At 42.9% G+C, this 26,906-nt stretch carries 23 protein-coding genes; 9 read left to right on the top strand and 14 right to left on the bottom strand.

What is annotated here, in order from left to right:
* Window positions 1-389: 389 nt before the first annotated feature.
* Both ACPK8D_RS03825 and ACPK8D_RS03820 read left to right on the top strand, forming a co-directional pair.
* A complete protein-coding gene (locus tag ACPK8D_RS03825) occupies window positions 390-4,769 on the top strand; it encodes a fasciclin domain-containing protein (RefSeq protein WP_424716519.1) in 4,380 nt (1,459 codons plus the stop codon).
* Window positions 4,770-5,183: 414 nt separating this feature from the next.
* Window positions 5,184-6,302: a mechanosensitive ion channel family protein gene (locus tag ACPK8D_RS03820; protein WP_424716518.1), complete on the top strand. Its 1,119-nt coding sequence runs from the start codon at window positions 5,184-5,186 to the stop codon at window positions 6,300-6,302.
* 78 nt (window positions 6,303-6,380) lie between these two features.
* Here ACPK8D_RS03820 and ACPK8D_RS03815 read toward each other — a convergent pair whose 3' ends face one another.
* From ACPK8D_RS03815 to iorA, 3 genes are read right to left on the bottom strand one after another with little or no spacing between them, the layout of a single operon-like run.
* On the bottom strand, window positions 6,381-7,688 hold the full coding sequence (locus ACPK8D_RS03815) for a phenylacetate--CoA ligase family protein (protein WP_424716517.1): 1,308 nt from the start codon (window positions 7,686-7,688) through the stop codon (window positions 6,381-6,383).
* 6 nt (window positions 7,689-7,694) lie between these two features.
* Window positions 7,695-8,312, bottom strand: coding sequence for an indolepyruvate oxidoreductase subunit beta (locus ACPK8D_RS03810; RefSeq protein ID WP_424716516.1), 618 nt, complete (start codon window positions 8,310-8,312; stop codon window positions 7,695-7,697).
* Entirely contained in the window at window positions 8,309-10,180 is a 1,872-nt protein-coding gene (iorA, locus tag ACPK8D_RS03805) for an indolepyruvate ferredoxin oxidoreductase subunit alpha (RefSeq protein WP_424716515.1), read from the bottom strand. Before iorA ends, ACPK8D_RS03810 begins: the two co-directional genes overlap by 4 nt.
* Window positions 10,181-10,628: 448 nt before the next feature.
* Here iorA and ACPK8D_RS03800 point away from each other — a divergent pair, with 448 nt between their 5' ends.
* Both ACPK8D_RS03800 and ACPK8D_RS03795 read left to right on the top strand, forming a co-directional pair.
* Entirely contained in the window at window positions 10,629-11,168 is a 540-nt protein-coding gene (locus tag ACPK8D_RS03800; protein ID WP_424716514.1) for a YIP1 family protein, read from the top strand.
* Between the two features lie 408 nt (window positions 11,169-11,576).
* Window positions 11,577-11,819, top strand: a complete 243-nt coding sequence (locus tag ACPK8D_RS03795) for a hypothetical protein (protein ID WP_424716513.1) — start codon at window positions 11,577-11,579, stop codon at window positions 11,817-11,819.
* A 312-nt stretch (window positions 11,820-12,131) separates the two neighbouring features.
* Here the strand turns inward: ACPK8D_RS03795 and ACPK8D_RS03790 are convergent, their stop codons facing one another.
* The 5 genes from ACPK8D_RS03790 to ACPK8D_RS03770 form a co-directional block, all read right to left on the bottom strand.
* Window positions 12,132-12,305, bottom strand: a complete 174-nt coding sequence (locus ACPK8D_RS03790; protein WP_424716512.1) for a hypothetical protein — start codon at window positions 12,303-12,305, stop codon at window positions 12,132-12,134.
* Between the two features lie 507 nt (window positions 12,306-12,812).
* Entirely contained in the window at window positions 12,813-13,232 is a 420-nt protein-coding gene (locus tag ACPK8D_RS03785) for a pyridoxamine 5'-phosphate oxidase family protein (protein ID WP_424716511.1), read from the bottom strand.
* A gap of 151 nt (window positions 13,233-13,383) precedes the next feature.
* Complete coding sequence (locus ACPK8D_RS03780) at window positions 13,384-14,130, bottom strand: class I SAM-dependent methyltransferase (RefSeq protein ID WP_424716510.1); 747 nt, start codon at window positions 14,128-14,130, stop codon at window positions 13,384-13,386.
* Window positions 14,131-14,538: 408 nt separating this feature from the next.
* On the bottom strand, window positions 14,539-14,694 hold the full coding sequence (locus ACPK8D_RS03775; RefSeq protein WP_424716509.1) for a hypothetical protein: 156 nt from the start codon (window positions 14,692-14,694) through the stop codon (window positions 14,539-14,541).
* A 214-nt stretch (window positions 14,695-14,908) separates the two neighbouring features.
* Window positions 14,909-16,081, bottom strand: a complete 1,173-nt coding sequence (locus ACPK8D_RS03770; protein ID WP_424716641.1) for an NAD(P)-dependent malic enzyme — start codon at window positions 16,079-16,081, stop codon at window positions 14,909-14,911.
* A 471-nt stretch (window positions 16,082-16,552) separates the two neighbouring features.
* On the opposite strand from ACPK8D_RS03770, the gene ACPK8D_RS03765 reads away from it, so the two are divergent.
* Window positions 16,553-16,948: a Mov34/MPN/PAD-1 family protein gene (locus ACPK8D_RS03765; protein ID WP_424716508.1), complete on the top strand. Its 396-nt coding sequence runs from the start codon at window positions 16,553-16,555 to the stop codon at window positions 16,946-16,948.
* A gap of 369 nt (window positions 16,949-17,317) precedes the next feature.
* Window positions 17,318-17,491, top strand: coding sequence for a hypothetical protein (locus tag ACPK8D_RS03760; protein ID WP_424716507.1), 174 nt, complete (start codon window positions 17,318-17,320; stop codon window positions 17,489-17,491).
* A gap of 206 nt (window positions 17,492-17,697) precedes the next feature.
* On the opposite strand, the gene ACPK8D_RS03755 is transcribed toward ACPK8D_RS03760, so the two are convergent.
* Window positions 17,698-17,949: a KEOPS complex subunit Pcc1 gene (locus tag ACPK8D_RS03755; protein WP_424716506.1), complete on the bottom strand. Its 252-nt coding sequence runs from the start codon at window positions 17,947-17,949 to the stop codon at window positions 17,698-17,700.
* A gap of 195 nt (window positions 17,950-18,144) precedes the next feature.
* Window positions 18,145-18,618, bottom strand: coding sequence for an rRNA maturation protein (locus ACPK8D_RS03750; protein WP_424716505.1), 474 nt, complete (start codon window positions 18,616-18,618; stop codon window positions 18,145-18,147).
* Between the two features lie 479 nt (window positions 18,619-19,097).
* On the opposite strand from ACPK8D_RS03750, the gene ACPK8D_RS03745 reads away from it, so the two are divergent.
* The 3 genes from ACPK8D_RS03745 to ACPK8D_RS03735 all read left to right on the top strand — a co-directional run bounded on the left by ACPK8D_RS03745 (window position 19,098) and on the right by ACPK8D_RS03735 (window position 23,601).
* Complete coding sequence (locus ACPK8D_RS03745) at window positions 19,098-21,761, top strand: tetratricopeptide repeat protein (protein WP_424716504.1); 2,664 nt, start codon at window positions 19,098-19,100, stop codon at window positions 21,759-21,761.
* Between the two features lie 460 nt (window positions 21,762-22,221).
* Entirely contained in the window at window positions 22,222-22,395 is a 174-nt protein-coding gene (locus ACPK8D_RS03740; protein ID WP_424716503.1) for a hypothetical protein, read from the top strand.
* A 723-nt stretch (window positions 22,396-23,118) separates the two neighbouring features.
* Window positions 23,119-23,601, top strand: coding sequence for a hypothetical protein (locus ACPK8D_RS03735; RefSeq protein WP_424716502.1), 483 nt, complete (start codon window positions 23,119-23,121; stop codon window positions 23,599-23,601).
* A 364-nt stretch (window positions 23,602-23,965) separates the two neighbouring features.
* On the opposite strand, the gene ACPK8D_RS03730 is transcribed toward ACPK8D_RS03735, so the two are convergent.
* From ACPK8D_RS03730 to rrp41, 4 genes are all read right to left on the bottom strand, one after another.
* Window positions 23,966-24,103, bottom strand: coding sequence for a DNA-directed RNA polymerase subunit P (locus ACPK8D_RS03730; protein ID WP_128506950.1), 138 nt, complete (start codon window positions 24,101-24,103; stop codon window positions 23,966-23,968).
* A 20-nt stretch (window positions 24,104-24,123) separates the two neighbouring features.
* On the bottom strand, window positions 24,124-24,408 hold the full coding sequence (locus ACPK8D_RS03725) for a 50S ribosomal protein L37ae (RefSeq protein WP_128506952.1): 285 nt from the start codon (window positions 24,406-24,408) through the stop codon (window positions 24,124-24,126).
* 176 nt (window positions 24,409-24,584) lie between these two features.
* Window positions 24,585-25,385, bottom strand: coding sequence for an exosome complex protein Rrp42 (rrp42, locus tag ACPK8D_RS03720; protein WP_424716501.1), 801 nt, complete (start codon window positions 25,383-25,385; stop codon window positions 24,585-24,587).
* A complete protein-coding gene (rrp41, locus tag ACPK8D_RS03715; protein WP_424716500.1) occupies window positions 25,369-26,841 on the bottom strand; it encodes an exosome complex exonuclease Rrp41 in 1,473 nt (490 codons plus the stop codon). Before rrp41 ends, rrp42 begins: the two co-directional genes overlap by 17 nt.
* Window positions 26,842-26,906: the final 65 nt, after the last annotated feature.

Genomic DNA, 26,906 nt, shown 5'->3' with positions numbered 1-26,906 from the left:
TATTTTTGGATCGGCTAGGAGAAGACAGGAAAGAATAATGCCTTTAAGTACGGAAACGCGAATTAAAAGAATCCTTCCTGAAGGCAATATTGAATAGAGAAATTGAAGCCCTAAGCAGGGTTCGGAAAACTTTTCAAATTCTAAGAGTTGCAATAAATTTCATAAAATAGACATTATTCATCATAAAATAATATTAATGAGAAGATACAAATACTCTTTGTATGATATATAAAGTTGGAAATTATACATATTCACACGAAATAAATCTTTAGGCAGACTAAAACGGGGTACAGATCTAATATAAGGGATTGTTGTCTGCTGAAGGGATATAAGCGGGGGAATCTGGAATTAGATCAGGATTAAGTAGTCTAGTTTATACTTTTATTATTTTGCTACTACTAAGCGCAGCTACCTGCACCGCATCTGCGCAGGATGGAGAAACAACTACAACGACTCTGATAGGGAATATATTGGTAGAACCAACCGTAGTGTACAACAACACTGTGAATTTGACTGAAGGAAACTTTACCTTCACACCGGAAAACTCTACCCAGGCCTATCAGGTGGACAATCTTACGGACTTCGGGGCCCTGAATGCCACAGGATTGGATTTTAATGTCTCTGTGATGCAAAATGCCAGCGGAAACATGACCGAGAACATGACCGGAAATATGACCGAGAACATGACTCCAGAATTCATGCTCCAGGGCATAGAAGGCATAAGGAACAATAACACGACCGGAGAGATGTGGTTCACTTACATCGACGATATACCGGCTAACAGAAGCTTCGGAATGAATAACGTAACCAATGGAACCAATATCAGCTTCTGGTACACAACTGAACAGAACGGAGAAGCTGCAATTGAGAATGCAACTTACGTAGCTAATATTACGGTTTCTGTAGAAGAAGGCATGGAACCGCAGCCTGGACAAAACCTGACCGTACTGTACAATAATACAGTAAACCTGACTGAAGGAAACTTCACCTTCACACCGGAAAATTCTAACCAGTCCTATCAGGTGGACAACTTTACAGATATTGGGGCTCTCACTGCAACAGGACTCCAGTATAATGTGTCCGTGCTGCAAGATGCGAATATGACCAATGTATCCGTACTTGAAGGCATAGAGGGCATAAGGAACAATAATATGACCGGAGAAATCTGGTTCCTCTATATAAACGGAGAACTTGCTGACGAAAACTTCGGAATGAACCCGATAGCTGATGGAGACAATCTAAGCTTCTGGTACACGGTAGAGGAAAATGGAGAAGCCGCAATCGAGAACGCAACCTACGTGGCCAATGTTACAGTTGCTATAGAAGAAGGCATGGAGCCGGAGCCTGGACAAAACCTGACTGAACTGTATAACGATACCGTAAATCTCACTCAAGGAAACTTTACATTCAGGCCGGAAAACTCTACCCAGACTTACATGATAAATAACCTTACTGATTTCGGAGCCCTGAACGCCACTGGATTGGATTTCAATGTGTCGGTGATGCAAAACGTTAGCGGAAACATGACCGAGAACATGACCGGAAATATGACAGGGAACATGACTCAAGAGTTCATGCTCCAGGGCATAGAGGGCATAAGGAACAATAACACGACAGGGGAGATGTGGTTCACTTACATCGACGATGTCCCGGCTAACAGAAGCTTCGGAATGAATAACGTAACCAATGGAACCAATATCAGCTTCTGGTACACAACTGAACAGAACGGAGAAGCCGAAATCGAGAACGCAACCTACGTGGCCAATGTCACTGTTGCTGTAGAAGAAGGCATGGAACCGGAGCCTGAACAAAACCTGACTGAACTATATAATGATACCGTAAATCTCACTCGAGGAAACTTCACGTTCAGGCCGGAGAACTCTACCCAGACCTATCAGGTGAATAACCTCACAGATCTCGGAGCTCTCAATGCGACAGGACTTGAGTTTAATGCTTCAGTAATGCAGAATGCGACCGGAAATATGACCGGAAATATGACCGGAAACATGACCAATGTGTCATTCATGCTCCAGAGCATAGAGGGCATAAGGAACAATAACGCAACCGGAGAGATGTGGTTCGTATACATAAACGGAGCACCTGCTGAAGAAAACTTCGGAATGAATAATGTAACTGACGGAGATAACCTCAGCTTCTGGTACACGACCGAGATGGGCGGAGAAGCTGAAATCGAGAATGCGACTTATGTTGCCAATATTACGGTTTCCGCAGAAGAGGGATCGGACCTTATCCAGGAGGCAGAAACTCAACAAAACTTAAGCACTTTTGTAAGTGCAGTTGAGGCTGCAAACCTGACACAAACCCTCAAAGAGGAAGGTCCTTACACGGTCTTTGCTCCGAGTAACGAAGCCTTCAATCAGCTTCCGGAAGAAACCCTTAATGAGCTGATGAATGATACCGAAATGCTCAGAAGAGTTCTCTCTTACCATGTTGCAGAGGGAAGATTTACTCAAGAGGTACTCGAAAGTACTGAGAACATCACCAGTGTCCAGGGCGATGTGCTTCAGGTCAATGCGACAGATGGCAATATCACAATAGAAGATGCAAATGTCACACAGATAACGCCTGCAAGCAACGGAGTTCTCTGCGTAATAGATAGGGTTCTCATTCCTCCGGATAGTGGAATTCCTTCTGATGGCCAGGTAGAACTGACCGAACTGTATAATGACACTGTGAACCTTACACGGGGAACTTTCACATTCAGGCCGGAAAACTCTACCCAGACCTATATGATAAACAACCTTACCGATTTCGGGGCCCTGAACGCCACCGGATTGGATTTCAATGTGTCGGTAATGCAAAACGTTAGCGGAAATATGACAGGGAACATGACCGGAAATATGACCGGAAATGTGACTCCGGGGTTCATGCTCCAGAGCATAGAGGGCATAAGGAACAATAATACGACCGGAGAGATGTGGTTCATTTACATCGACGATATACCGGCTAACAGAAGCTTTGGAATGAATAACGTAACCAATGGAACCAATATCAGCTTCTGGTATACAACTGAACAGAACGGAGAAGCTGAAATCGAGAACGCAACCTACGTGGCCAATGTCACGGTTGCTGTAGAAGAAGGCATGGAACCGGAGCCTGAACAAAACCTGACCGAACTTTATAACGATACTGTAAATCTCACTCAAGGGACCTTTATGTTCAGGCCGGAAAATTCTACCCAGAGCTATCAGGTAAATAACCTTACAGACCTCGGAGCTCTCAACGCGACAGGACTTGAGTTTAATGCTTCAGTAGTGCAGAATATGACCGGGACTCCAACCGGGAATATGACAGAAACCCAGACCGGAGGCCTGACCCAGACCCAGACTGCAAATCTGACGACTGAAACTCAGACTACAAATCTGACCCAATCTCAAACCGGAAACATTGCCCAGATACCGACCGGAAATATGACCGGAAATGTGACTCCGGAGTTCATGCTCCAGAGCATAGAGGGCATAAGGAACAATAACACGACCGGGGAAATGTGGTTCACTTACATCGACGATATGCCGGCTAACAGAAGCTTCGGTATGAATAACGTAACCAATGGAACCAATATCAGCTTCTGGTACACGACTGAACAGGATGGAGAAGCCGAAATTGAAAATGCAACTTATGTTGCTAATGTTACGGTTGCTATAGCAGCACCGGCACCGGGAGATAACCAGACAGGAGGCAATCAGACTGGAGGTAATCAGACAGGCGGCAACCAGACCGGAAACCAAACTATTGTTCAGGTAGCACAAAATCAGACGAATTTAAGCACCTTCGTAAATGTCGTGCAGACTGCAAACCTGACGCAGACCCTGAACACAGGGAATTATACGGTCTTTGCTCCGAGCAATGAGGCCTTCAATAAATTGCCGGCAGCAACCCGCAATGAGCTCATGAACAACACGAGTTTGCTCACGGAGGTTCTCTCTTACCATACCGTGAGTGGGAAACTGACTAGCGAGCAGCTTGTCAGTATGAATAATATTACCAATATTGGGGGCAATGTACTACAGATCAATGTCGTACAAAACAATATAATGATACAAAACGTGAATATTACACAGATAATCGTTGTAAACAATGGAACTATCTGTGTAATCGATGATGTGCTCATACCACCGGGCAGTGGAATAGGAGACAACCAGACAGACGGTAACCAGACAGGAGGCATTCCCGATGTCAACCAGACAGGAGGGAATCATACAGGAATCTGGCACTTCTTCTCGATTCCGTTTGAAGCTAATAACACAAGCGTAAGCTATCTGCTTTCAGGAGTAAACTATACCTCCCTGACTTATTACAATGCTTCAAGCAAGCGCTTTGAGAACGTTTCAAGAATCGAGCCACTGAAGGCATACTGGATCAATGTGCCCAACGGGACTCAGTTCAATGCTTCCCAGCAGTTCGCCTCAGTTGAGAAGAGACTGGTTACGGTTCCACCAAGCTTGAAGGTCTACCCTGGCTGGAACGCTCTGGGCTCATCTGTAAACGTTAGTCTCCCTGCAAAAGTTGCGTTCACAACTCTCGACAACTGGAATAACAGCTTGAACAACAGCTCGAATAGCAGCTCGTTTGTAAAAGTTATCGGCCCCTGGGTGCCGGGCAATAACACTACAGGCTATTATCAGTATGTCGGTTACAATGGCTTTAACGGAACGATAGCCGAGAACCAGCTTGGGGCTGACGAGTTTGAAGTCAGTCCTTTCGAAGGGTACTGGGTATTTGTAAAGCAGGAAGACCTGTATGCCTGAGGAGACTGAATAGCAGCACGAGAGATTAATAAGAGATTAAGAAAAAACAACCCTGAGAAACGCGGAGAAGGGAGTTTACGTTCACGCAACTTCCTTTTTCGAGTTACTAATTTTTATCAAATTTTTTACTTTAAGGATTTTACCAGATTCGTTTTTACTTTAAATTTCTTTTAGCTTCTTTTTACTTTAAACTCTTATTTCTAACTCCCTTTACTTTAAATTCTCTTTTCTAACTTCTTTTACTTTAATTCTTTCTTCAAACTCATTTTTTATTTAAATTTCTACTTCAAATTCTTTGCTTTAATTCCCTGCTATTTCAGCCGGAGCTGTCTTTTTTGCGTAATTTTACTTTTTAAAATTTTCATTTTTTTTAAATCAATATTTATTTAAAGCTTCTTGCCAATCACTCAGGGCATGGTAGCCCCCGAAACCCAATCTCCTTTTGAACAAAATATATCTTATATTGATAAAGGCTTAGAGCAGGCATTTACCTGGTTTTCAGAAAACTTTGGTACGCTTTTATTCGTAATTCTTATTGGCCTGAGCACTATCCTTATCGCACGGAATGTAAACCGGCTTATGGACAGCTATTTCAAAAAAGCAAATAGCAGGTTGCATATGGACACGACGTCTTTCCGGATGTTCAGGCATATCGTGGTCGCATTAATCTATTTTGTGGGAATTGTTATTGTTATTTTCAGCATTCCGGGTCTTCGAAGCCTCTCGGTTGCCCTCTTTACCGGGGCGGGAATTGCCGGTATTGTTATCGGTTTTGCAGCCCAGAGCACACTGAGCAATATAATCGCAGGGCTTTCCCTTGCCGTTTTTCAACCCTTCAGGGTCGGAGACCGGCTGAACATTATGAACGAATACGGGAAAGTTACGGATCTCAACCTCAGGCACACGGTTATCATAACCTGGGACAACAGGCGGCTTATAATCCCTAACTCCGTAATCAGTAATGAAGCGATAATTAACTGGACTATAGAAGACCCTGCGGTAATCTGGCCGGTAGATATAGGAATAGGTTATGACGCCGATATCGACCAGGCAAGAAGCATCATGATCGAGGAAGCCAGAAAGCATCCAAATGTCATGCCTCCTCAGGAGGTTAAATACAGCGTGATAAAACCCAGCCTGATCAGGTCCGAAACCCTTAAAATCGGATTTTTTGATTCCCCCGTGCTTCATCCCGTGGACCCGGATTTCAGGGAAAGGGGGGAGGTTAAAGTACACGTTGTCGAGCTGGGAGACTTTTCCGTAAACCTCCGCCTGATGGTCTGGTTCAAAGACAGGAGCATTGCGTACAGTTCAGGATGCGAAATCAGGGAAGCTATCAAAAAGCGCTTTGATAAGGAAGGCATAGAAATTCCGTATCCATACAGGACTATTGTGTATAAAAACGATCTCGAAAAAGAAAAGAAGGTTACTGAAAAATTATCCCGTACCGAGGGTGATAAAATCAAATGCGCAGTTAAAAGTGCCGTAAAAAGCCGATTGGATGACATTGGCGATATTGAAGACATTGACTAGACTGACGATTAAGCAAGCCAGATACCAATTGCGGAAAAAGCAGGTGAGAAATGGGTTGATGAAAGGTTGGAGGGGTTTTCACAGTTCCCTTTCATCAATTACTCTTTTTGTCTTTTTCATGCTGCGGGGAAGTTCCCCTATCTTTACGCCCACCACGTCCACGGTTACGCCTATGAAGTCTTTGAAGGCTTTTCCGAGAGCTTTTTCGGTTTTTTCTTTTCCTTTGGGATCTTCTGCACTCTCGATCTCGACCCTGAAGGTCATACTGTCCCTGCCGTCCCTGCGTGAAAGCAGGATCTGGTATTCGCTGCTTACGCCCGGAACCCTGTGTATGATATCTTCGATCTGGCCCGGATAGATATTTACAGCCTTGAACTTTATGCGGTCGTCCGACCTTCCCAGGATCCTGTCAATTCTCGGGAAAGGACAGCCGCATTTACAGAGGCCCGGAATGATCCGGGTCAGGTCTCTTGTCCTGTAACGGATGAGGGGAGCCCCTTCCTTTGTGAGGGTCGTAATTACGAGTTCTCCGAGCGTGCCGTCAGGAAGCTGCTCGCCCGTAATAGGATCGATTATCTCAAAGAGCAGATGGTCGGACCAGTAATGCATACCCTCATGGAAAGAACAATCAAGGGCAATTCCCGGCCCGTAGATCTCGGTCAGCCCGTAAATATCAAAGGTCTCTATCCCAAGCTCGGTTTCGATTCGGCTGCGCATTTTTTCGCTCCAGCGCTCCGAACCTATTATACCTACCCTGAGCTGGATCTCGTCTTTAAGCCCGCGTTTTTCAATTTCTTCGGCAAGCAAAAGCGCATAAGAAGAGGTGCTTGCAAGGGCTGTAGATTTAAGGTCAACAAGCATTTCAAGCTGTTTTTCGGTATTTCCCGGGCCCGTAGGTATAGCCATCGCTCCAAGGCGTTCAGCCCCGAGCTGGAATCCTATTCCCGCAGTCCAGAGCCCGTACCCCGGTGTAATCTGAATCCGGTCCAGATTGCTAAGGCCTGCCAGCATATAGCAGCGCATCATCATCTCGGCCCAGATATCTACATCTTTTCGGGTATAAGGAATGATTACGGGTTTTCCGGTGGTTCCGGATGAGGAATGGATCCTTACCACCTCGGAATCAGGCGCGGCCTTCAACCCAAGAGGGTAGGCATCCCTTAATTCTTCTTTATGCGTGAAAGGGAGAAGCTTCAGGTCTTCAAGCGACTTTATTTTCTCGATATCGACATTTGCTTCCCTGAACTTTTTCTGGTAAAAAGGGCTGTTTTCAACCACACGCTTCAGCAGTGCCTTCAACTTTGCAAAGGAGGCTTCTTCCGAGATTTTGGGATGGTAAAGCTGGGCATTGGGATCAAGTTCAGCCTCAGTGGATACTTCATACATATAATTTCACCTTCTGCTCCCCAGTTCAGGTGCCGGAGATAAATCTGATACATTTCTTGCACATTCGAATGCGGCCCTGTTTACAGCCCTGTATTTTTCAGGGATTTCGACATCAAGTACTGCCTTTAAAGTTTCCTCTGAAAAAGGTAATACTCGTGCGCCTGCAGCCGCTCCAAGCATTGCAACGTTTGCAGCCCTGTATGTCCCTGCGTCTTCTGCAAGCTCCGTGAAATCGGAGCAGAGAATATCAGGGCAGCAGGCACATAAAAAAGAGAGCAAAGCTGCAGGATCATATTCGGGGCTTCCTGGCGGCCTCGATGCCGGCGGGATGGCATGGGTATTTACCAGCACCTTTCCGCCCTCCCTGAGAAAAGGCAGGTTTCTTACGGTTTCTGCGGGTTCAAGGCCTAAAAGCAGGTCTGCCTGCCCGATGGGAATAAGTGATCCGGAAATTTTGTCTCCTATCCTTACGTGGCTGCTGACCGATCCTTCCCTCTGGGACATGCCTATGGTTTCGGCAGTGCTTACGTGGAATCCCGCTTTCATCGCAGCAAGTGCGAGCATGCGGGAAGCGAGCACGACACCCTGCCCGCCAACGCCTGCAATCAGAATATCATATTTCACAGCTTTACCCCTCCTATGCAGATAGCTTCCGACGGGCAGATCTGCGCACAGAGCCCGCAGCCGCTGCAACTGTCCTGTATAACAGGCTCATCCGCAGCAAGGTTAATGGCAGGGCAGCCGAGCTCTTTTATACAGAAACCACAGCCTGTGCAGGCTTCAGGTTTTATTTTGTAGTATTTGTCGGGTTTTGTAATCCCTGCGCATTTGCCTTTGAATACTATAACCGACGGCCCTCTGAAATTCATGGCTTCCTGTGTGGCTTTTACACAACTCTCCAGGCTGTCCGTATCCACGGTATCTACAGTCCTTACAAATTCAACCCCACAGCTCCGAATCACGTCTGCAATCTCAATGGCTTTCGAAGCACTTCCGAGTGCGGTCAAGCCTATGCCCGGATGTGGCTGGTGCCCTGTCATTGCAGTTGTTCGGTTGTCGAGGACTGCAAGGGTGATGTCGGCTCCATTATAGACAGCATTTACCACCGCAGCGATGCCTGAATGGAAAAAGGTCGAATCCCCGATAAAGGCCACATGTTTTGCTTTCGGGTTCGTACGGAAGAGCCCTCCTGCAATGCTTACCCCGGCCCCCATGCAGAGGCAGGTATCTACCATGTTAAGGGGATAAGCGTTTCCAAGGGTATAACAGCCGATATCCCCGGAGAAAATCGTATCGGTTTGAGCCTCTTTTTTAAGCTGTTTTGCAGCCTGCTTGAAAGCGTAAAAGACGGTTCTGTGCATGCAGCCGGCACAGAGGGTCGGGGCCCGGACCGGAAGGGGCGGAAGCTTTTCTCTTGAGACGGCAGGAGAAGCCTGGGAAACGCGCAAATCTTCCCCGAAAGCTGAGAGTGCGCGGTTAATGCCGTCAATGACAAGGTCCACATTATATTCCCCGCTTACAGGGAAAAAGCCGTTCTTTTTCCCGTAAACATCAACAGGCAGATGTGCTCTTCCTATAAGCTGGAGCACCTGCTCCTCAAGGTAAGGGTCAAGTTCTTCGGCCACGATCAGCCTGTCAATGGCTTTCAGGAAAGAAAGGGCTGCGTTTTCCGGAAACGGATAAACCGTTCCGACCCTGAAGAGTGTAAAAAGCTCTTCAAAACCCCTGACAGTTTCCACGGCTTCCTTTACATAAAGCGCTGAAACTCCAGAGGCTATAATCCCGATTTTTCCCGATCCCGAAACCGAATTGAAGGGGAGCCCGGAAAAGCGCTCGGAAAGCTGCACCTGCACGCTTTCAAGCCAGGGATGCCGCTCGGCAGTAAGCCTTGGAAAGATTGTCCAGCGCCTGTCCTTTACAAAACCCTCGCTAACGGCTTCTACCGGCCCAGGTTCTGCGACTGCAACCTCGACGTCCCCGCAGCTGTGGGAGACCCGCGTGGTCGTTCTCAGGATGATAGGGATTTCGAATTCATGCGAAAGCTCAAAAGCCAGCTTTGTCAGTTCGTAGGCTTCCTGAGGGGTTGCGGGGTCCAGGACAGGAATATTTGCAAAGTGCCCGAAAGCCCGCGTATCCTGCTCGGTCTGGGAAGAATGAGGCCCGGGATCGTCGGCAACGAGCAACACAAGGGCTCCTTTTACCCCGATATAGCTCAGGCTCATGAGGGGATCAGATGCAACGTTCAACCCTACCTGCTTCATGGTCACAAGCGCCTTTGCCCCGGAGTAAGCCGCCCCTACAGCCGTTTCAAGTGCAACCTTTTCGTTGCTGGACCACTCGGTATAGATTCCACACCTGTCCGCATACCGGAGAATCGTCTCCAGAGCCTCGGTCGAAGGAGTCCCCGGATACCCTGTAACCACCTGGACGCCGGCTTCTATAGCTCCAAGTGCAATGGCTTCATTACCCATTAACAGTTTTTTATCAGTCAATAAATCATCTCGAATCTCGGGTAATATTTTAACAAGTTGATAAATTTTGATATATTTGATAAATCTCGAAGGAAATAAGATTAAGATAAACCTGAAAAGAATCTGAATTCCCAAACTTCTATTAAAATTATTTGGAGAATCCGGAAATCTACCTTAAGATACTTAACCGTTTTTTGAGCCACAGAAAATATAATGCCCATCTATGTACAGTGTTGCGGGAAGAAGTACGTAAAATTCGAATATAAAGTTTTTGTTTTATCTTGAACCAGTTTTTAACACATCAAAATTGCATTGACATACGCTTTTGCAGCAACGGAATTTGTTCATAAAAGATTCCGTGGTATTTATCCAGATACCCACACTTTTGAAACCTTTATTCCATTTTGCATGCTACTTACCTACGTTTTTGACAACTTAAATATAGTAAGACTTTGTAATATTTTTTGTTATGATACTGGATTACATCGATACCTGGAAAGATATTATGCAAAAACCTTCGGATTTTTACAGGGAAATGCCAGAGACCGGGGGATACTTTGACCCTGTCATTTTTTCAACTGTCAGCGCAGCCATAGGCACGTTTATTCACCTGATTTTTACCCCGGAAACGGATGAGGTTAGAAAATTCATTTCTACAGTACCGATAATTGCGGTTATGATACCCTTTATAGGCATTATTGCTCTCTTTGTTGATGCTACAATACTTTACGCTGTTTATAAAACGCTTGGAGGAAAGGGAACCTATGAGGGTACTGCTAAATTCGTACTTTACTCATCTGCTGCCTCATCACTCATCTGGATTCCTTTTGTCGGGTGGATTTTCGGGATTTACCAGGTGTATCTCTATATTGTTGGCGGCAAGTTTGTACACGAGATCAGCATGGAGAGATCTCTAGCGGCCGTAGCTCTGTCCATTTTGCTGCTTCTGCTTTTTGGGGTGCTTATCGCTTTAAGCGGCCTTGCTCCTGGTCAACTAACCGCCCTTTAAAGCGTAAGCTACCGCAGGAAGATGATACTGAGAAAAGAAGAGAAACAGAATATTCCAGAAAACTATTTTTAATAGTTTGTAGGGAGTGGGGATCATGAAAGAGGCTTTATCCAATTTAGAAAGATCCCGTTTACATACGCTAATTCCCCACCACCCATAGAACATAATGCTAAAGTTCTATTTATACTTCACTTAAAAAAGTAAAAAAAGACTTTTTTTCGACACATAAGATCTATTTTAATAACGGTTTACCTTAAAAAGAATCATGATATCTGAATCTATTTTCAAGGCACAGAGTGGAAATCCTATTTGATCTGATATGGACAGAGAGTTGAGCCTGACCCGGAAGAAAATGGATGCCACAGATTACCGGAAATTATTTTTATATTTCGCAGCATTGTTAGAGTCATGAGTCAGGAAGATAAAGCGACAGGCTGCGCCGACCAGAGCCGTGAGTTCGGAGCAATGGGAGAACTCTTACGTGCACTCCAGAAGGAAGAACAGGAGCAAAACGAAACCTTCCCTCTGGAAACCCCGGAAGCCAGGATAACACAAAGCACGATAGGCCTGATGACAGAAATCAATGCAACATTAAAAGAAATAGCCGAAACGCAGAAAAGTATACTGGAAGAACTCAGAAGGATTAAATAACCACAAACTTTTTAAAAAAAGCTTGATCAAAAACGCAGGCCTACAATCCTTTTGCAAAAAGGTTTGACCGAAAACGGCTAGAGCCTATGATTAAGAAATACATCTAATTCCCAAACCCTATCCGGCGTGATCGACCGGCGCAACGGTCGCCAGAAAACTTGAAAGGGAATCGAAGAGCTGGTAAGCTCTTGAAGTTTATCTCTGCTTTTTTAAGCTTTTTTAATTTTAACCTGTATTTTTTAGAATATATGATTCTTTATAATGTACGCTCTCGATTTCCTTAATTTTTAATTTCCTTAATTTCCTTAAATCTTATTTCCTCAGTGCTTGCTGAATCTTTTTAGTGTTTTCTATGGCTTTTCTCTTTAATTCAATCATTTTTTCCATTTCAGCTATTTTGGCTTCCAGCCAGAGTATTTTCATATCCATCTTCATTAACGCAATTTCCTTTTTCTGATCTTCAGGAAGAATTTCCCAGATTTCCATCATCATTCCTTCGTGACCTTCATGCATGCTCAATTACCCCCTTTCTCTAGCATTGATTTAATTGGTAGCTGCCGCAACCAGGACCCGAAAACTGGAAAAAAGTCTAAAGGCATCATAGAGAGATTATTCTTACTGACATATAATAACTAGAGAAATATAAATAAGAAACCAATAATAATCAAAAACAGGGTTTGAAAGGGAAAGAACGGCAAAGGATGTACTGGCAATCCTATATTTGGTTCACAACTTGCCCGTAGCGGCTGGAGACTAAATTAAGCTAGAGTTTTTCCCTGCCTCCGCAATAAGTAAGTCTATTATACCCGATAATTCGGGAAGGATCGCAGACCTGGAAAAACAATCAATTGTAATATATAAGAAGACCTGTAAACTTTTAACCTGTGATCATTCCAATATCAAATTATCTTCCAATATCCAATTATCTTCAAATTTTTAATTATCTTCAAATTTTTAATTATCTTCTCAAAGTTCGATCCTGTGAATTTAAATTCAGATCGATTTCTCCCAGCCCTGCCCGAAGTCTACCAGGGGCCTGACCTCATAGACTTCGAAGGTCAGTGCAGCATATATCAGCTTCGCGCCTTCCTCGCCTACGAAATTGGCAGCCTGGGTTCGGATCATATCAAGGAGTTCCCCGGACGTCGCATGTTCTTTCAGCTTCATGTAAACCCGGATGCCTTTCCAATCCGTGATCGACTCTCCAGGCTCCATAATCGTATACATGGCATGCGGATTCTCCAGAAGGTTTGCTAAGGTACGGTTATCGGCCGTTGCCGCTATAACAGTCTTTTCATCGACCATTTGAGGCGAGCCGAAGACAGCCGTGTCGACCCGTCCGTCATTGCTGGACGTGCTGAGAACGCCGAGCCTGGGCGCTTTGTTAAAATATTCAATCAAGTTTGCTGGCATATTCTATCTCCTTTGCATTAGTATTATCACTCATCCCTTAAAAAGAAAAGCGGATAATTTCGAATCTTTAACTCTCAACGGGCATCATTTTATAAAGCCCTGCAGAGCCCGCGCATGAGGTGAGAGTAGCAGTTACTGTAGCCCCTCAACTTTATACGATTTTTCTCCCAAACATCACTGCAAAGTGATAGAATTTATATATGCAACTTACATCACAAAAACCTGCTTCTTTAAGCCAGTTCATTTGTTGATCCAGTGTTGCCTCCTTATCAAGCTTAATTCTTTCGTAACCAGCCAGGATCTCTTCCTCTGGCAAGCCGCTATCCTCTATATACTGCCTCCAGATTTTCTTATTCAGGGTTTCTATGAAAGGGGTTTCTCCATAGACCTGATCGGCGTTGATAAGAATCCCGTTTTGTTTAAGTAAAGAATAACTCTTTTTGTAAATTTCCTTTTTCTCTTCGTCTTCCAGATGATGAATAGACAGCGCCGACATTACCATATCGTATTTTTCTACGAAATGGTATTTCGAATAATCGGCTACAACATATTTTACGTTTGAGTTACTCCTGAATCGGTCTTTTGCTACATCCAGCATTTTCTCCGATATATCAATAAGAGTAAACGAGGCTTCAGGATATCTTTCCATCAGGAATGCCGATAGAAGTCCTGTTCCAGCCCCTATGTCCAGTATATCCGGATTTTCCCTGTTTACGGAGGCTACGGATACCGATAATCTATAAAAATCGTCGAAGCAAGGTATAAACTTCTTTCTCTGTTCATCATACTTTTTTGAAATATCATCAAATCTTTTTTGAACTTCATTCATCTTTTTCTCCAGGATTTTGCATCCATGACAGCTTTTTCTCCTTACAGCTTTTTCTCCTTTGTATTGCACATGCTTAGTATTCTCTTCCTTTGTTTTGTATATACTTTATACTGCTTTCTTTTTAGTATCATGTTACGGTTGATTCTTGTTAACCTGTAAATCGTATGAAAAAATAGTTCGTCAGGACCAGGGCCCTTCGTTTTACTCTCCGCCACATTCTCGAAAATTTTACTTCAATAAGCAGGCAACAAAAAGAAAATAATAAGCGTTTGGAAAGAAAGCAATAGTCGGATGAAAAATTAGTTAAAAACGAATTACAAAATCAGGTCTTTAAAGCAGGTTTTTAACGCAGGTTTTTAACGCAGATTTTAGATGCAGCCTTTTCGGATCTATTCCCCTATATGCTCCAGTAAACTATCTGGTTTACTCATTTCCTTTTACTTTTTTGCTTACTCTTTTATTTGGTTACTCTTTCATTTACTCTTTCAATTTCATCGGCTCTCCGCAACAGTCCATATCACCGACACAGCCTGTAGCGCAGCTGTGATCTGTACACTCACTTATTACTTTAAGTTCAAGCCCGCATCTTTCACAAACAAGAGTTTGACCAGTTTTCAGATCATTGCAATTCATTCCATACCACCCCGATACATGACAGAAAAAGTATGTTATTTGGGTTCAAGTTACTTGCGAAACAATAATTCTGATGATTTGTCTGAGAATTTGTCTGTGAGCCTGAATCAAAAAGAAAGGAGAATTAAAAGAAAGAGGAAAGATAAAAAAGACCGATGGACAGGAAAAAAAGAAATTGTCCGCAAACAGGGCTTTTAGCCGGAATCCGGGCTTTTCAGGCGTTGTCTTCATGCTTTTTCCTTGCAACACAACTTTCAAGTGATGCACCTGCAACTGCTTTTGCAACTGCAGGCACTACGTGCCTGTCAAGGGGATCAGGAATTATGTGATCTTCGGAAAGCTCGCTGATTGTTACGACTTTCGCAAGCGCATGGGCTGCAGCCATTTCCATTTCGGGCGTTATTTTTCTTGCACAGGTGCTGAGAGCTCCTTTGAAAACGCCCGGAAAGCTCAGGCAGTTATTAAGCTGGTTTGGAAAGTCCGACCTGCCTGTAGCAACGATCCTTGCTCCTGCCCGTTTTGCAGCATCAGGCATTATTTCAGGCACAGGGTTTGCCATGGCCATTACAATTGCATCTTTTGCCATAGAACGAACCATGTCCTCGGTGACTATACCTCCAACCGAGACTCCGATAAAAAGGTCAGCATCCGGGAAGGCATCTTCGAGCCCTCCTTTCATATTTCCAGGGTTCGTAAGCCTGGCAATTTCTTCCTTTACAGGGTTCATGCCTTTCTCCCGGCCCTCATACACGACCCCTTTGCTGTCGCAGGCAAGGATTTTTGCCGGGTTTGCTCCTGCTCGGACAAGGAACCTGAGAATTGCAACTCCTGCAGCCCCAAGGCCTGAAATTACTATTTTGAGCTCGCTTAATTCTTTATTCACGATTCTAAGGGCATTGAGAAGCCCGGCAAAAACTACAATGGCTGTCCCGTGCTGGTCGTCGTGCATAACGGGCAGTTCGAGTTCTTCACGCAGCCTGGCTTCGATTTCAAAGCAGCGGGGAGCACTGATATCCTCAAGGTTAATGCCCCCGAAAGCAGGAGCAAGATACTTTACCGCTTTTATCACCTCTTCGGTTTCCTGCGTGTCCAGGCAGATAGGAAAAGCATCAATGCCTGCAAATTCTTTGAAAATAATTGCCTTTCCCTCCATTACAGGCAGGGCAGCATAAGGCCCTATATTCCCAAGCCCGAGCACTGCAGACCCGTCGGTGACAACAGCAACGGTATTTCTCTTCAGGGTATAGAGGTAGACAAGTTCCGGGTCGTCACTTATCTTCCTGCACGGCTCGGCAACCCCGGGGGTATAGGCAACGCTGAGGTCATGTATCGTGCGAAGGCGGACTTTACTTGCGACCTCAAGTACGCCTCCAAGCCGTCGGTGCATTTCAAGCGACTCCCTGTATAATGATGTGTGTGCGTCACTGCCTTTTTCCTGGTTTTTCTTCAGGTCCCTTCCGGTATCCTTTTTCAGGTCCCCTGGAGAATCCTTTTCCAGATCTCTTTCGGAATTCCGTTTCAGGTCTGCTTCCAGATCCGAAACCGAGCGCGTATCTTTTATTCCAGCACCTCCTGGCAATACCTATCACTGAGAGCGAATTCATAATTCGACCAAGCTCTAAGAAATAAAACTTCCTGTGTAATAGTCTATGCAAACCGTAGATAAACCCACTGGCCTATAATTCCAAAACTGCCCCCTGTGAGAAGTGCTCTTATTATATAGCCGCTAACGACCCTTGTATCCCGTGAAAACTCCCGGTCGGTTATATAACCAGGAAAAAACCCGGCCGGCAATAATTAACCTGTCCTTCATCCTTACCCCCAGAAAAGATATACCTTTTCAGGAGAATAGTCCTTTATGCAAATTAAGGGAATAGCCCGCGATACTCTCAACTTTATCCTCGAAGCGAGCAAATCCATGGCTCCTCAGGAATTTGCCGGACTTTTGCAGGAAAAAGACGGCATCATTACTGAGGTCCTCATATTGCCTGGCACGGAATCCAGTGATACGAATGCAATTCTCAGGCTTTATATGATGCCGAACATTAAAGCCGCAGGCTCGGTCCACAGCCACCCTGGCCCGAACCGCAGCCCTTCTCAGGCGGACCTGCACCTCTTTTCGAAAACAGGAAATTACCATATCATAGTGGGCCGCCCCTACAATAAGCAGAGCTGGACATGCTACGATAGGGAAGGAAAAGTAACCGAACTGCCTGTACTTGATGTGGAATTTGAGGACTATGAAGAAATTTGACTTCGGAATCAGTCTTGAAAAATTCCTCTCTACAAGAAACTGTTACCCCTGCCGGAAAAATTTCACAGGCCAGGCACATATATCCTGCATAACCGGCGAATAACCGGCAAAAGCTTTCTGGAGATGGATATAAATAACTTTAGTTAGTTATTGAAATTATCTGCCAGTTGACCTGATCCAAAACCCTACCTTCTTTCTGGTAGCCTACCAAAAATGTTTTATTTACAGATACATATTATTTAGGGGATACATCTTCGTACTTAAGGTATCTGAGGAGAAGCGATTTCTTGCTTCAGAGAGGCTGTATCCGGGCAAACACTCTGGGATGAAAACCAGGTGGCCTTCACGTATCTGGAGGTAGTAATCCAAATGCCTACATGCCAAGATTGCAGATTTTATACGGCTATTGATGAACTGAAAGGCGAATGTTTCAGCCTGGGCTTTGAAGTGCGCGGGAAAACCGATTCCAAGAAGTGCCCGGAGCGGGCTTTCAGGCCAAATAAAGGCCCCAAATCAAGAAAATCCGGAGCGCACGGTTATTAAAAACGTGTAAACAAGAGGTAGAAGAAGCTCAGAAGGACGAAAGAGTTCAAATTGAGGTTTAAAATGAAAATGAATTGAAGCAAACCTCCAGCCCTGACAGAAATTCCGGAACGCATAATTAACTTTTCTTTTTTGCCTGCCGGAATCAAACGAGCTTAAAAGAAATCTCATTACTTTTTTATCCCCGAATTGCGCTTCGGGTAAGACTAACAGCTTGCTTCGGATGTGGTCTCAAGGATTTCCTGGGCAATCTGGATAAGCCTGAACCAGGTGTTCAGGGCCGAGCGAAGGGAAACTACATCTTCAGCTTTTACGCTCAGTACCAGCCTGTTTGGATTCTCAAGGTACAGGCCGATTGCAGACCTTTCTGAAAAGTTATCATCGAGTTCGGGCAGGAGAGCCCTGTAGATCGTTTCTGCAGTTTCGGTTTCAAAAATGAATTCTGCGAAGAGTTTCAAGAAATTCCTCCTGAAAAACTTTATTTCAATTTATTTTGACACTGGAAAATTTTAGTTTAACTGCTTTTAATTATTTTTAAAGCGGAGAGGAAGAATCGGATTTAATTTTTCTTTGAAAACCTGTTTGAAGCCTCAGATCACATAAGGCACAAAATCGGTTTATAAAACTCAGTTTTAAAATAAGGGTCTGGAGGGTCAATACTTCTTAAAACCCCGAACATTAAGTTTAAAAAGGGACTTTCCGCTGCCCATAAAATCGATATCTTTTTCCCCGGCGTCTATAACTGTGGAACCGGGAGGAAGTTGATCAATTTTATCCTTTTCAACCCTCTGGAATTGGAAAAAAGACTCAAAGGCGTCCGCAATCTCTCCCTGGCCTGCGAGCGCGGGCTCGACATCAGGGAACCAGTAGGAATCAAGCTCCTTTGAATACCAGTCCGTAAACCTGAGTGAGAAAATGAGCTTCCCGGTTTCATCGTAAAAGCTGAGCTCCCCAGGATTTCCGTGGTACTCTCCTATGACTATGAGAGGCCCGCCCTCCGCAAACTCCAGGAGTTCCTGCACGCCCATCTTTCCGCGTGTCATACATCTTCCGGCTATAAACCGCGAAAGCAACTTGCAAAGCGTCCTGGTCCTTGCAGAAGGTTTGCGAGAGGTAGTAATTAGCATACTTCCCCTGACAGGTTAGGAGTATATATTACTTTCTCCCCACCGGGTTAAGATTTATTCTGTTTGAAAGGTTGTTAATGAGCTTTCCAATTGCTGAATAAAAAAGTAAATTGCCAAGGAAAAGAAAGCAAGTGAGGTTATGTTATCCTTCTGAAGGTAAGGGGGGTTAGCCCAATATATGAGATTGAGAAGATTGATTCTTACGACATAAGGCAAAAAAATCATAAAAATTTTTTATATTTATTGGAAGAAATCAGGATTTTCTAAGGGGCTCTGGCATTACATGAAGCAGAACGCAAAACGTGACAAACCATTCACCCTTAACAGCCTTGTTTTGGAGAGAGCTAAAGCCTAGGAAAACTTAGCTTTGAAGGGTCAGGTTAAGGCTTAGAAGGGATTTGTTACCCAAAAACTAGTGAGAGAATAGAATAAAAAGTTATAAGAGATAGTTCAACTTTTTAATGAGAAGTTTAAACTAAGTGATAAATCATAACGTTGTTGAAAATAGGGAGAGAGAAATTCAATTGTACCCTGACCTATTTACTATGTATAAAGAGATTCCATCCCCTTATAATCTATTTGCATTAATTATTTTACCCTGTAGTATACTTTTATTTAATTATATTTATAAGCCTGAATGGCTAGAACCTTATCGTAAGAAGATTATTATCTTCACAGGAACAGTTTTAGCACTAACAGTCATTATCAGCATGTCTTTTTTTCTATATGATAACTATTATTCTGCTGAACCATCAGAAGATAACTTTACAGTTTTAATTTCACCGTTTTATACACAAACTCCTCAAGGTTCCTCAGTAGATCTTTATATGCCAAATAAAATAAAGGAAGAAATTGAAAACACAGTAGGAGATGAGATAAAAGTTGTCATTTCAGAAAAATCATTAAACAATGATGCTGAGGCTATACGTGAAGGGGAAAAAACTAGTGCACATCTTGTTGTTTATGGAGGGGATACGAGAGTTGTAACAGCTGGAACCATAACAGAATTTTATATACTTCCAACGAGTTCGGAGGCTATTTCTTTAGAGTCGCCTTTTTTGGACAACAAGAGTGGAAAAGCAACAATAACTCCAATTTTTTATGATAACCAATCAATTAGGCTTGAATCTTTAAAAGATAACGTGTCATCTACTGTATATGCAATTTGTGCATTTGAATGTTTTAAAAGAGATGAATTTTTTTCTGCAGGTGATTTGTTTAAATGTATCGAAAATTACGAGAAAGACGATCAGATTTTATACTATATTGCAAACTGCTATTTCCAAGAGAATCAATTTAATGAAAGCTTACTCTATTTTAACAAGGCACTTGAAATTAATCCTCAAAACTCAGATGCTTGGATTAACAAAGGTGTAACTCTCTTATTGCTAGCTAATTACGAGGAAGCAATAAAGGCTTTTGATAAAGCTATTGAAATTGACCCTAAAAACTCACTCTTTTGGGCTAACAAAGGTGGAACTCTTAACCTATTAGGTAATTACAAGGAAGCAATAATGGCTTTTGATAAAGCTATTGAGATTGACCCTAAACATTCAAGTGCTTGGATCAATAAGGGACTTGCTCTTGACCATTTGGGTAATTACGAGGAAGCAATAAAGGCTTATGATAAAGCAATTGAAATTGACCCTCAAAATTTTGGTGTTTGGATGAACAGAGGTTCTACTCTTTATAATTTGGGTAAATATGAGGAGGCAATAAATGCTTATAATAAAGCAATTGAAATTAATGCCGAAAATGCCGCTGTCTGGTATAATAAAGGGGTTGCTCTTGGTGAATTGGGTCGGTATGAAGAGGCAATAAATGCTTACGATAATGCAACTAAAATTAATCCTAAAGATTCTGAGGCGTGGATCAGCAAAGGGCTGACTCTTGATTATTTAGGTAATTACGAGGAAGCAATAAAGGCTCTAGATAAAGCTATTGAAATTGACCCTCAAAATTTAGGTGCTCAGGTTAATAAAGGGCTTGTTCTTGATCATTTAGGTAATTACGAGGAAGCAATAAAGGCTTATAATAAAGCAATTGAAATTAACCCCAAGTTTTCAGTTGCTTGGTATAATAAGGGACTTACTCTCGCAGAATTGCGTAATTACACGGAAGCAATAAAGGCCTATGATAAAGCAATTGAAATTAACCCTAAGAACTCAAAGGCATGGTATAACAAAGGAAATTCTCTTTATAGTTTAGGTAATTACGAAGAAGCAATAAAAGCTTATGATAAAGCAATTGAAATTGACCCTAAAAACTCGGAAGCTTGGGGCAACAAAGGTCTTTCTCTCGCAGAATTAGGTAATTACACGGAAGCAATAAAAGCTTATGATAAAGCAATTGAAATTGATCCTCAAGACATAATAGATTGGAGCAACAAAGGGGTATCTCTATCAAAATTAAAAAACTACGATGGAGCAATAAAAGCCTTTGATAAAGCAATTGAAATTGACCCCAAGAACTCAGAATCATGGTATAATAAAGGAGTTTTCCTTACACACTTAAGTAGGCACGAAGAAGCAATAAAAGTATACGATAAAGCAATTGAAGTTAACCCACGATACTCAGACGCGTGGATCAATAAAGGAATTTCTCTTGCAGGGTTAGGTAATTACGAGGAGGCACTAAACGCCTTTGATAAGGCTATTGAAATCAACCCTCAAAATTCAGTTGCTTGGTACAATAAAGGATTAAACCTAGCATATTTAGGTAATCATGAGGAAGCAATAGTAGCCTATGACAAAGCAATTGAGATTAATCCACAATATTCAAACGCACTGAGCAATAAAGGAGTTTCGCTTGGAGAGTTAGGTAATTACACGGAAGCAGTAAAAGCTTTTGATAAGTCAATTGAAATTAATCCTCAAGATTCAAAGACGTGGCTCAACAAGGGTCTTGCTCTTAATAAATTAGGTAATTACGAGGAAGCAGTAGACGCATACAATAAAGCTATTGAAATTAATCCTCAAAATTCAGAAGCTTGGTATCGCAAAAGTTTTATTCTTGCTAAATTAGGTAATTCCGACGAGGCAGTAGACTCATTTTATAAAGCAATTGAAATTAACCCTAAATATTTAGATGAATTCAATGCCTATAAACGAACTCTCAACCAGTCAAATCACTCTTTGGTATAGTAAGAGCTGATCCCAAAACTCAAAATTGAGTCCCCGAATTTCAAATTCCCAATAACCAACCGAGTTTCCGGTTACGAAATTTTCTGAGATTCTTATTGATGTGAGAAATAAAATTGGTTTTGGGATGGACTCAAGAATAAAATTGGTTTTGGGATGAGCTCTAAAAATAAGCCTTTAACTAGCTCTTTACTTTTTTTACTTCTACTTACTTAAAAGATACAGGAAATATTAATAGTTTAAATTAATAATTAATATGAAAGGCTTTTATATTTTTATTATAAATGCTTATATTGTGGAGAAGGAGAATTTGGGGGCTGCTAAGTGATCTTCTTCAACTTTCTTGAGGTTCTGTCAGGTTTATGGAAGCTAAGGAATTTTTTCAGCTATAGTTGAAACTATAAAATGACCAGCCCTTGTAAACTTGAAAGTACGGTAAATTGTATGAAGAGGTGAAATCTTAATGAGTAGCAGGTTTCCTCCAAAAAAGAAAGGTCAGAAACCAAAATTCGATCATGAAAAAATCGAAGAACTCCTCAAAGCAGGTGAGAAACCCGTTAAGATTATGCTTCTGGTGGGTTGTTCTTATGGGGTTTTACGGTATGTACGAAAGAAAATGGGAAGAAAGAAAGTATAAGAAAATATAATTTTGAAAAGACATTCATTTGTATTCGGTTAAGATAAGATCCGTAAGAAATGTGTTGCTTTTAATGCATTTTCCTGTTAACCTATTATTAAGTTATTGAGTCGTTGAGGGTGGAAAATATGACTAAAAGACTATTTGCAATCACTTTTAGCTTCTTATTCATAACAGGTCATATGTTCAGGCGATGGAAGCATATGCAAAAATCTCCTGTCTGGAGAGGATTTCTAAACGAATCTATGCGGGTAGAGGACTATAGAAATTTGTCGATTTTCAAGAAACTGGTTTTCTGGGCGAATTATCCATTATCTTATACTAAATATTTATGGGTTGTTGTATGGGATCGTATTGACAGATTATCCTTTAGAGATCCAGGAGCAAGATATACTAAAACAGGGATGGAATACTAAAAATCCTATGAAGTATAATAATATGAAAAGTTATTAGTTATGCTGAAAAGTTTATTATTTTCTGGTTTTATTTATTCATGAGCTCATCCCAAAACTCCTATAATTCTATTTAACGAAACCCAATTATTATCGTTTTATTTATTCATGAGCTGATCCCAAAACTCAAAATCTACTTTTCTAATACTCTATTTTGAAATAGTCAACGAGTTTCTGATCAGGAAAGTATTTCTGAAACTTTTCTAAATAAAGGAATAAAAATTATTTTTGGAATAGGCTCATAATAAAAAAGGAAAAATTTGTCAGGCATATGCGGAAGGTCAGAAGCATCCTAGAGGAAGTTGGATTATGGATAATATCGATAAGAAACTGGAAGATTTTTTTTAGAAAATATGAGGCCCGATTTAATAAGGCACTGGTCGGGACAATTGATGTTGAAGAGACTGCAAACTCATTTACAGACTGTTTTATTGGGGCTAATCCCTTCGGGGTTCTATGCGGTAAAAATGATGAGCAATTTCGTACTGTGATTACTGAAGGGTATGAATTTTACAAGAGCATCGGGACAAAGTCCATGAGTATTGATTCAGTTAAAGTATCTTCTTTAGACGAATACCATTCAATGGCAAAAGTACACTGGCGTTCATTGTACAACAAAAAAGACGGAAGAGAAGAACTGATTGAGTTTGACGTAATTTATTTTGTTCAAATAATAGATGAAAAGCCGAAAATTTTTGCTTATATTACCAGTGATGAACAGGGAGTATTACGCGAAAAAGGCCTTATTCCTTAAAATCTTCTTTTATTCCTTAAAATTTTCCATATTTAAATTTCGAGTGATCAATTTAGTTCCTGATCGTGAAAACAGTTTTAAAAACGTTCAATGAGTAAGAACAAAGAATTATGATCTGGAATTGAGGCCCATAAGCTTTGCAAGATCATGAAAAGTATTGATAGCAACTGTTTATTGCTACGATCTGGTATAAAAAAATCTGGTATAAAAAAATCGAAATAGAGCTTGATATGTATTGTCTGGATAAAAAGCGCCTATTTTCGTTTGTCCTACGCATTAAATTATTAGATAGGAGGGCTCATATTCACGAAGCCCGTTCTTTATCTAATACTTCATCCGCTGGCCGAAGTTATAAACAAACTTCTTACTCAGCGTTAATGCGTTTAATGGTTGTTGGACGCTCTTTTACCAGGATCCTGTGCCCGCAGTACGGACACCTTATGCCTGTGTACTCGTAATCGATTTCCACTTTCTGTTTACATCGAGTGCACTTATAACCCATACAACCACAACCTTACAAATTTACTTTGCCTCAGCAACATTCTTCATCGTGCGCAACAGAGTCTGACCAACACTGGTATACGGGATATAGGTTCCGCCAGCGAAGGTGTGGCCGCACTTGCTGCACTTCCAGATTCCGGTCCCGATCCTTTTTACAGTGGGGCGGGCGCATTTTGTACATACGTGCGGGGCTCGCATGCGTTCTTCCAGGTCTGCAACAAGCTTTCTGTCCTTTCTTCCGTATCTGGGACCAAATCTGCCTGCTGATCTGGAAATCCTTCCTTTCTTAGTGAACTTTTTTGCCATCGTTAATAACTCCTTAAAATGTAAACGCTTAATCCGAATGACGTAAATCAGAACCTGCTGGCCCACGGGTCGGGTCCCTGAGACCCAGCTTTCAGATCCTGCTCATCACTTATTGCACGTATACTTAGACCGTAATACTGGCATTTCATATTTATATTTAATTAGTCCTGCCTGATTTATTCCCGCTTTACCAGTGCTTCCAGGTAAAGTTCCCTGAGTTCGGCTGCCTTTTCGCGTGCCATATCGATCGCTTCCAGCACCTCGGCCTCGGTGAAAGGAGCAGGGCCCATTTTCTGCATGCCAGCAACGGCTCCATCCGAACCTGAGACCACAGTCAATTTCGTCTCACAAACGGCTTCCTCATCCAGTGAGGGGTCCACCATCAGCTTTGAGCCGATCTTGGCAAGAGTCACGCCCACAGGGATCTCTTTCATCGCAAGGGGCACATTCGGCCCGATTCCATGTTGCTCGTTCGGGACGACCGTAGTCATAAGGGCCGCAATGGCAGCAAGACAGGACGCATCAATGAGATTTCCATCGTCATTGAGGATATGGACATCTATGAAGACGATCCAGACGGATTCTCCAACGGTTATGCAAAGCTTCTTTATATCAATTGCGCCCGATTCCCGGATTCCCCTGTCCACAACCCTTGCCATTTCGATTGCATCTTCTCTGGGCGGGCCTGGCTCAAACTCCGGGGAAGCAATAGGATTGAGTTCCAGGTTGGTAATAATCACGCCTTCATCCTGAGAATCCGGAAAAGGAGTTCCTGTCTGAAGCTTAACGCCTACGAGAACCTGGGTATCTCCCAGGGTCACCTTTGCCGAACCTTCGGCCTTCGAGATGAGACCTGTTTCGAGCTTGACATCCCTGAATTCCTTAAATCCGCGCCCATCCTGGCGCTTTCCCTTAATCATAAGGTTGTAAATGTAGTCTTTCTTAAGTGTAGCGATAATTTCACTCATCGTTTTCACCTCTGCTTCCGGATTCAGAGGGGTCTTTTACTACCTTCCAGGGTCCCCTGGACTCTTCTTCAGGCTCTTCTTCGGCTTCTACTGCGGTTTCGGCAGGAGCCTCTTCACCGGATTCGGCTTCGGACTCAATATCTGGTTCGGATTCAAAAGTTTCTTCTGAAACAGCCTCTTCAAGCTGGGCTTCCTCTTCAAACTCAGGCTCTTCTTCAATCCCGGCTTCCTCTTCAAGTTGAGGTTCCTCTTCAATTCCGGCTTCCTCTTCAAACTCGGGCTCTTCTTCAAACCTGGCTTCCTCCTCAGCAAATTCCTCAAGCTCGGGCTCGAATTCCGCTTCTTCGGAAACAGTTTCTTCGGGCTCAAGTTCTTCGATCTCCTCAGGTTCGGAAACTTCCTCAAAAGAAGCCTCAAAAGCAGCTTCAAAGTCAGCTTCGTCTTCAAAAGCCTCTTCTTCAGCTTCTTCTTCGATTTCTGCTTCAATTACTTCTTCTATAGCTTCCCCTTCTACTACTTCGGCCTCGGCTTCTTTAATTAGCTCTTCGAGCTTTTCACACTCTGGAGCCTCTTCATCAACAGCACAGGCCTCAACAGTTTCCTCGGAGAGCTCTTCCTCAAGCTCTTCAGCTTCCTCGATAAGCTCTTCTACAACTACTGCTGCTGGAGCGTATTCAAGAGAAGGCTCAGCTCCCAGGACTTCAATTTCAGCCTCTGCAGTCTCTTCTGGGACTTCTTCAGGCTCTTCAACAGGCGTTTCAAACTTCTTTCTCAGGACTGCCTGCTGAATTTCAAGGATCTCTTTGCAGCCTTTCTTTACGAGTTCAAAGCCTTTCTTAATTTCTTCAGGAGTGAGGTTCCCGTCCATCTGGAGCAGAGTAATTTCTCCATCCTGCGTCATTGCAACAGGAAAATCCGCCTCACCATAATTGTCCTCTTCCTTGTTGAGGTCGAGTACTATCTGCCCGTCAACTTTTCCAAAAGCACAGGAAGTAACAAGGCCTTTCATGGGAATACCTGCATCGGCCAGAGCTATGCTTGAGGCATTGATTGCTGCCGTCCTTGTCCCTGCATCGGCCTGAAGCACTTCCACAAAAATATCAATTGCGGTCTTCGGGAAAAGTTCTGCCATAATCACTGGTTCAAAAGCTTCCCTGGAAACCTTTGAAATTTCAATGCTCCGTCTGCTTGGTCCGGGCCTGGCGCGATCTTCCACGGAAAAAGAAGCCATATTATATTTGTAACGAATAACTGCAGTATCTGCGCGCTGTGAACGGCGGGGGTGAGCTTCTCTCGGGCCGAATACGCCTACGAGGATCTTGTTCCTTCCCCATTCAAGATAACATGAACCGTCGGCTCGCGAAAGTACACCGATCTCAATTTTCATGGGCCTAATCTCATCCGCATGCCTCCCATCAAGGCGCAGCCCATCATCAGTGATTAATTTTTCAGGTTTATCACTCATACTTTAATCTCCAAAAAAACTCCTAAAACAACTACTTTACAGAAGCTTCCCAAAATCCCTCTGAC

The sequence above is a fragment of the Methanosarcina sp. genome (assembly GCF_049706645.1).
Taxonomy (GTDB): domain Archaea; phylum Halobacteriota; class Methanosarcinia; order Methanosarcinales; family Methanosarcinaceae; genus Methanosarcina.
This window is presented reverse-complemented; position numbering and strand designations above follow the sequence as displayed.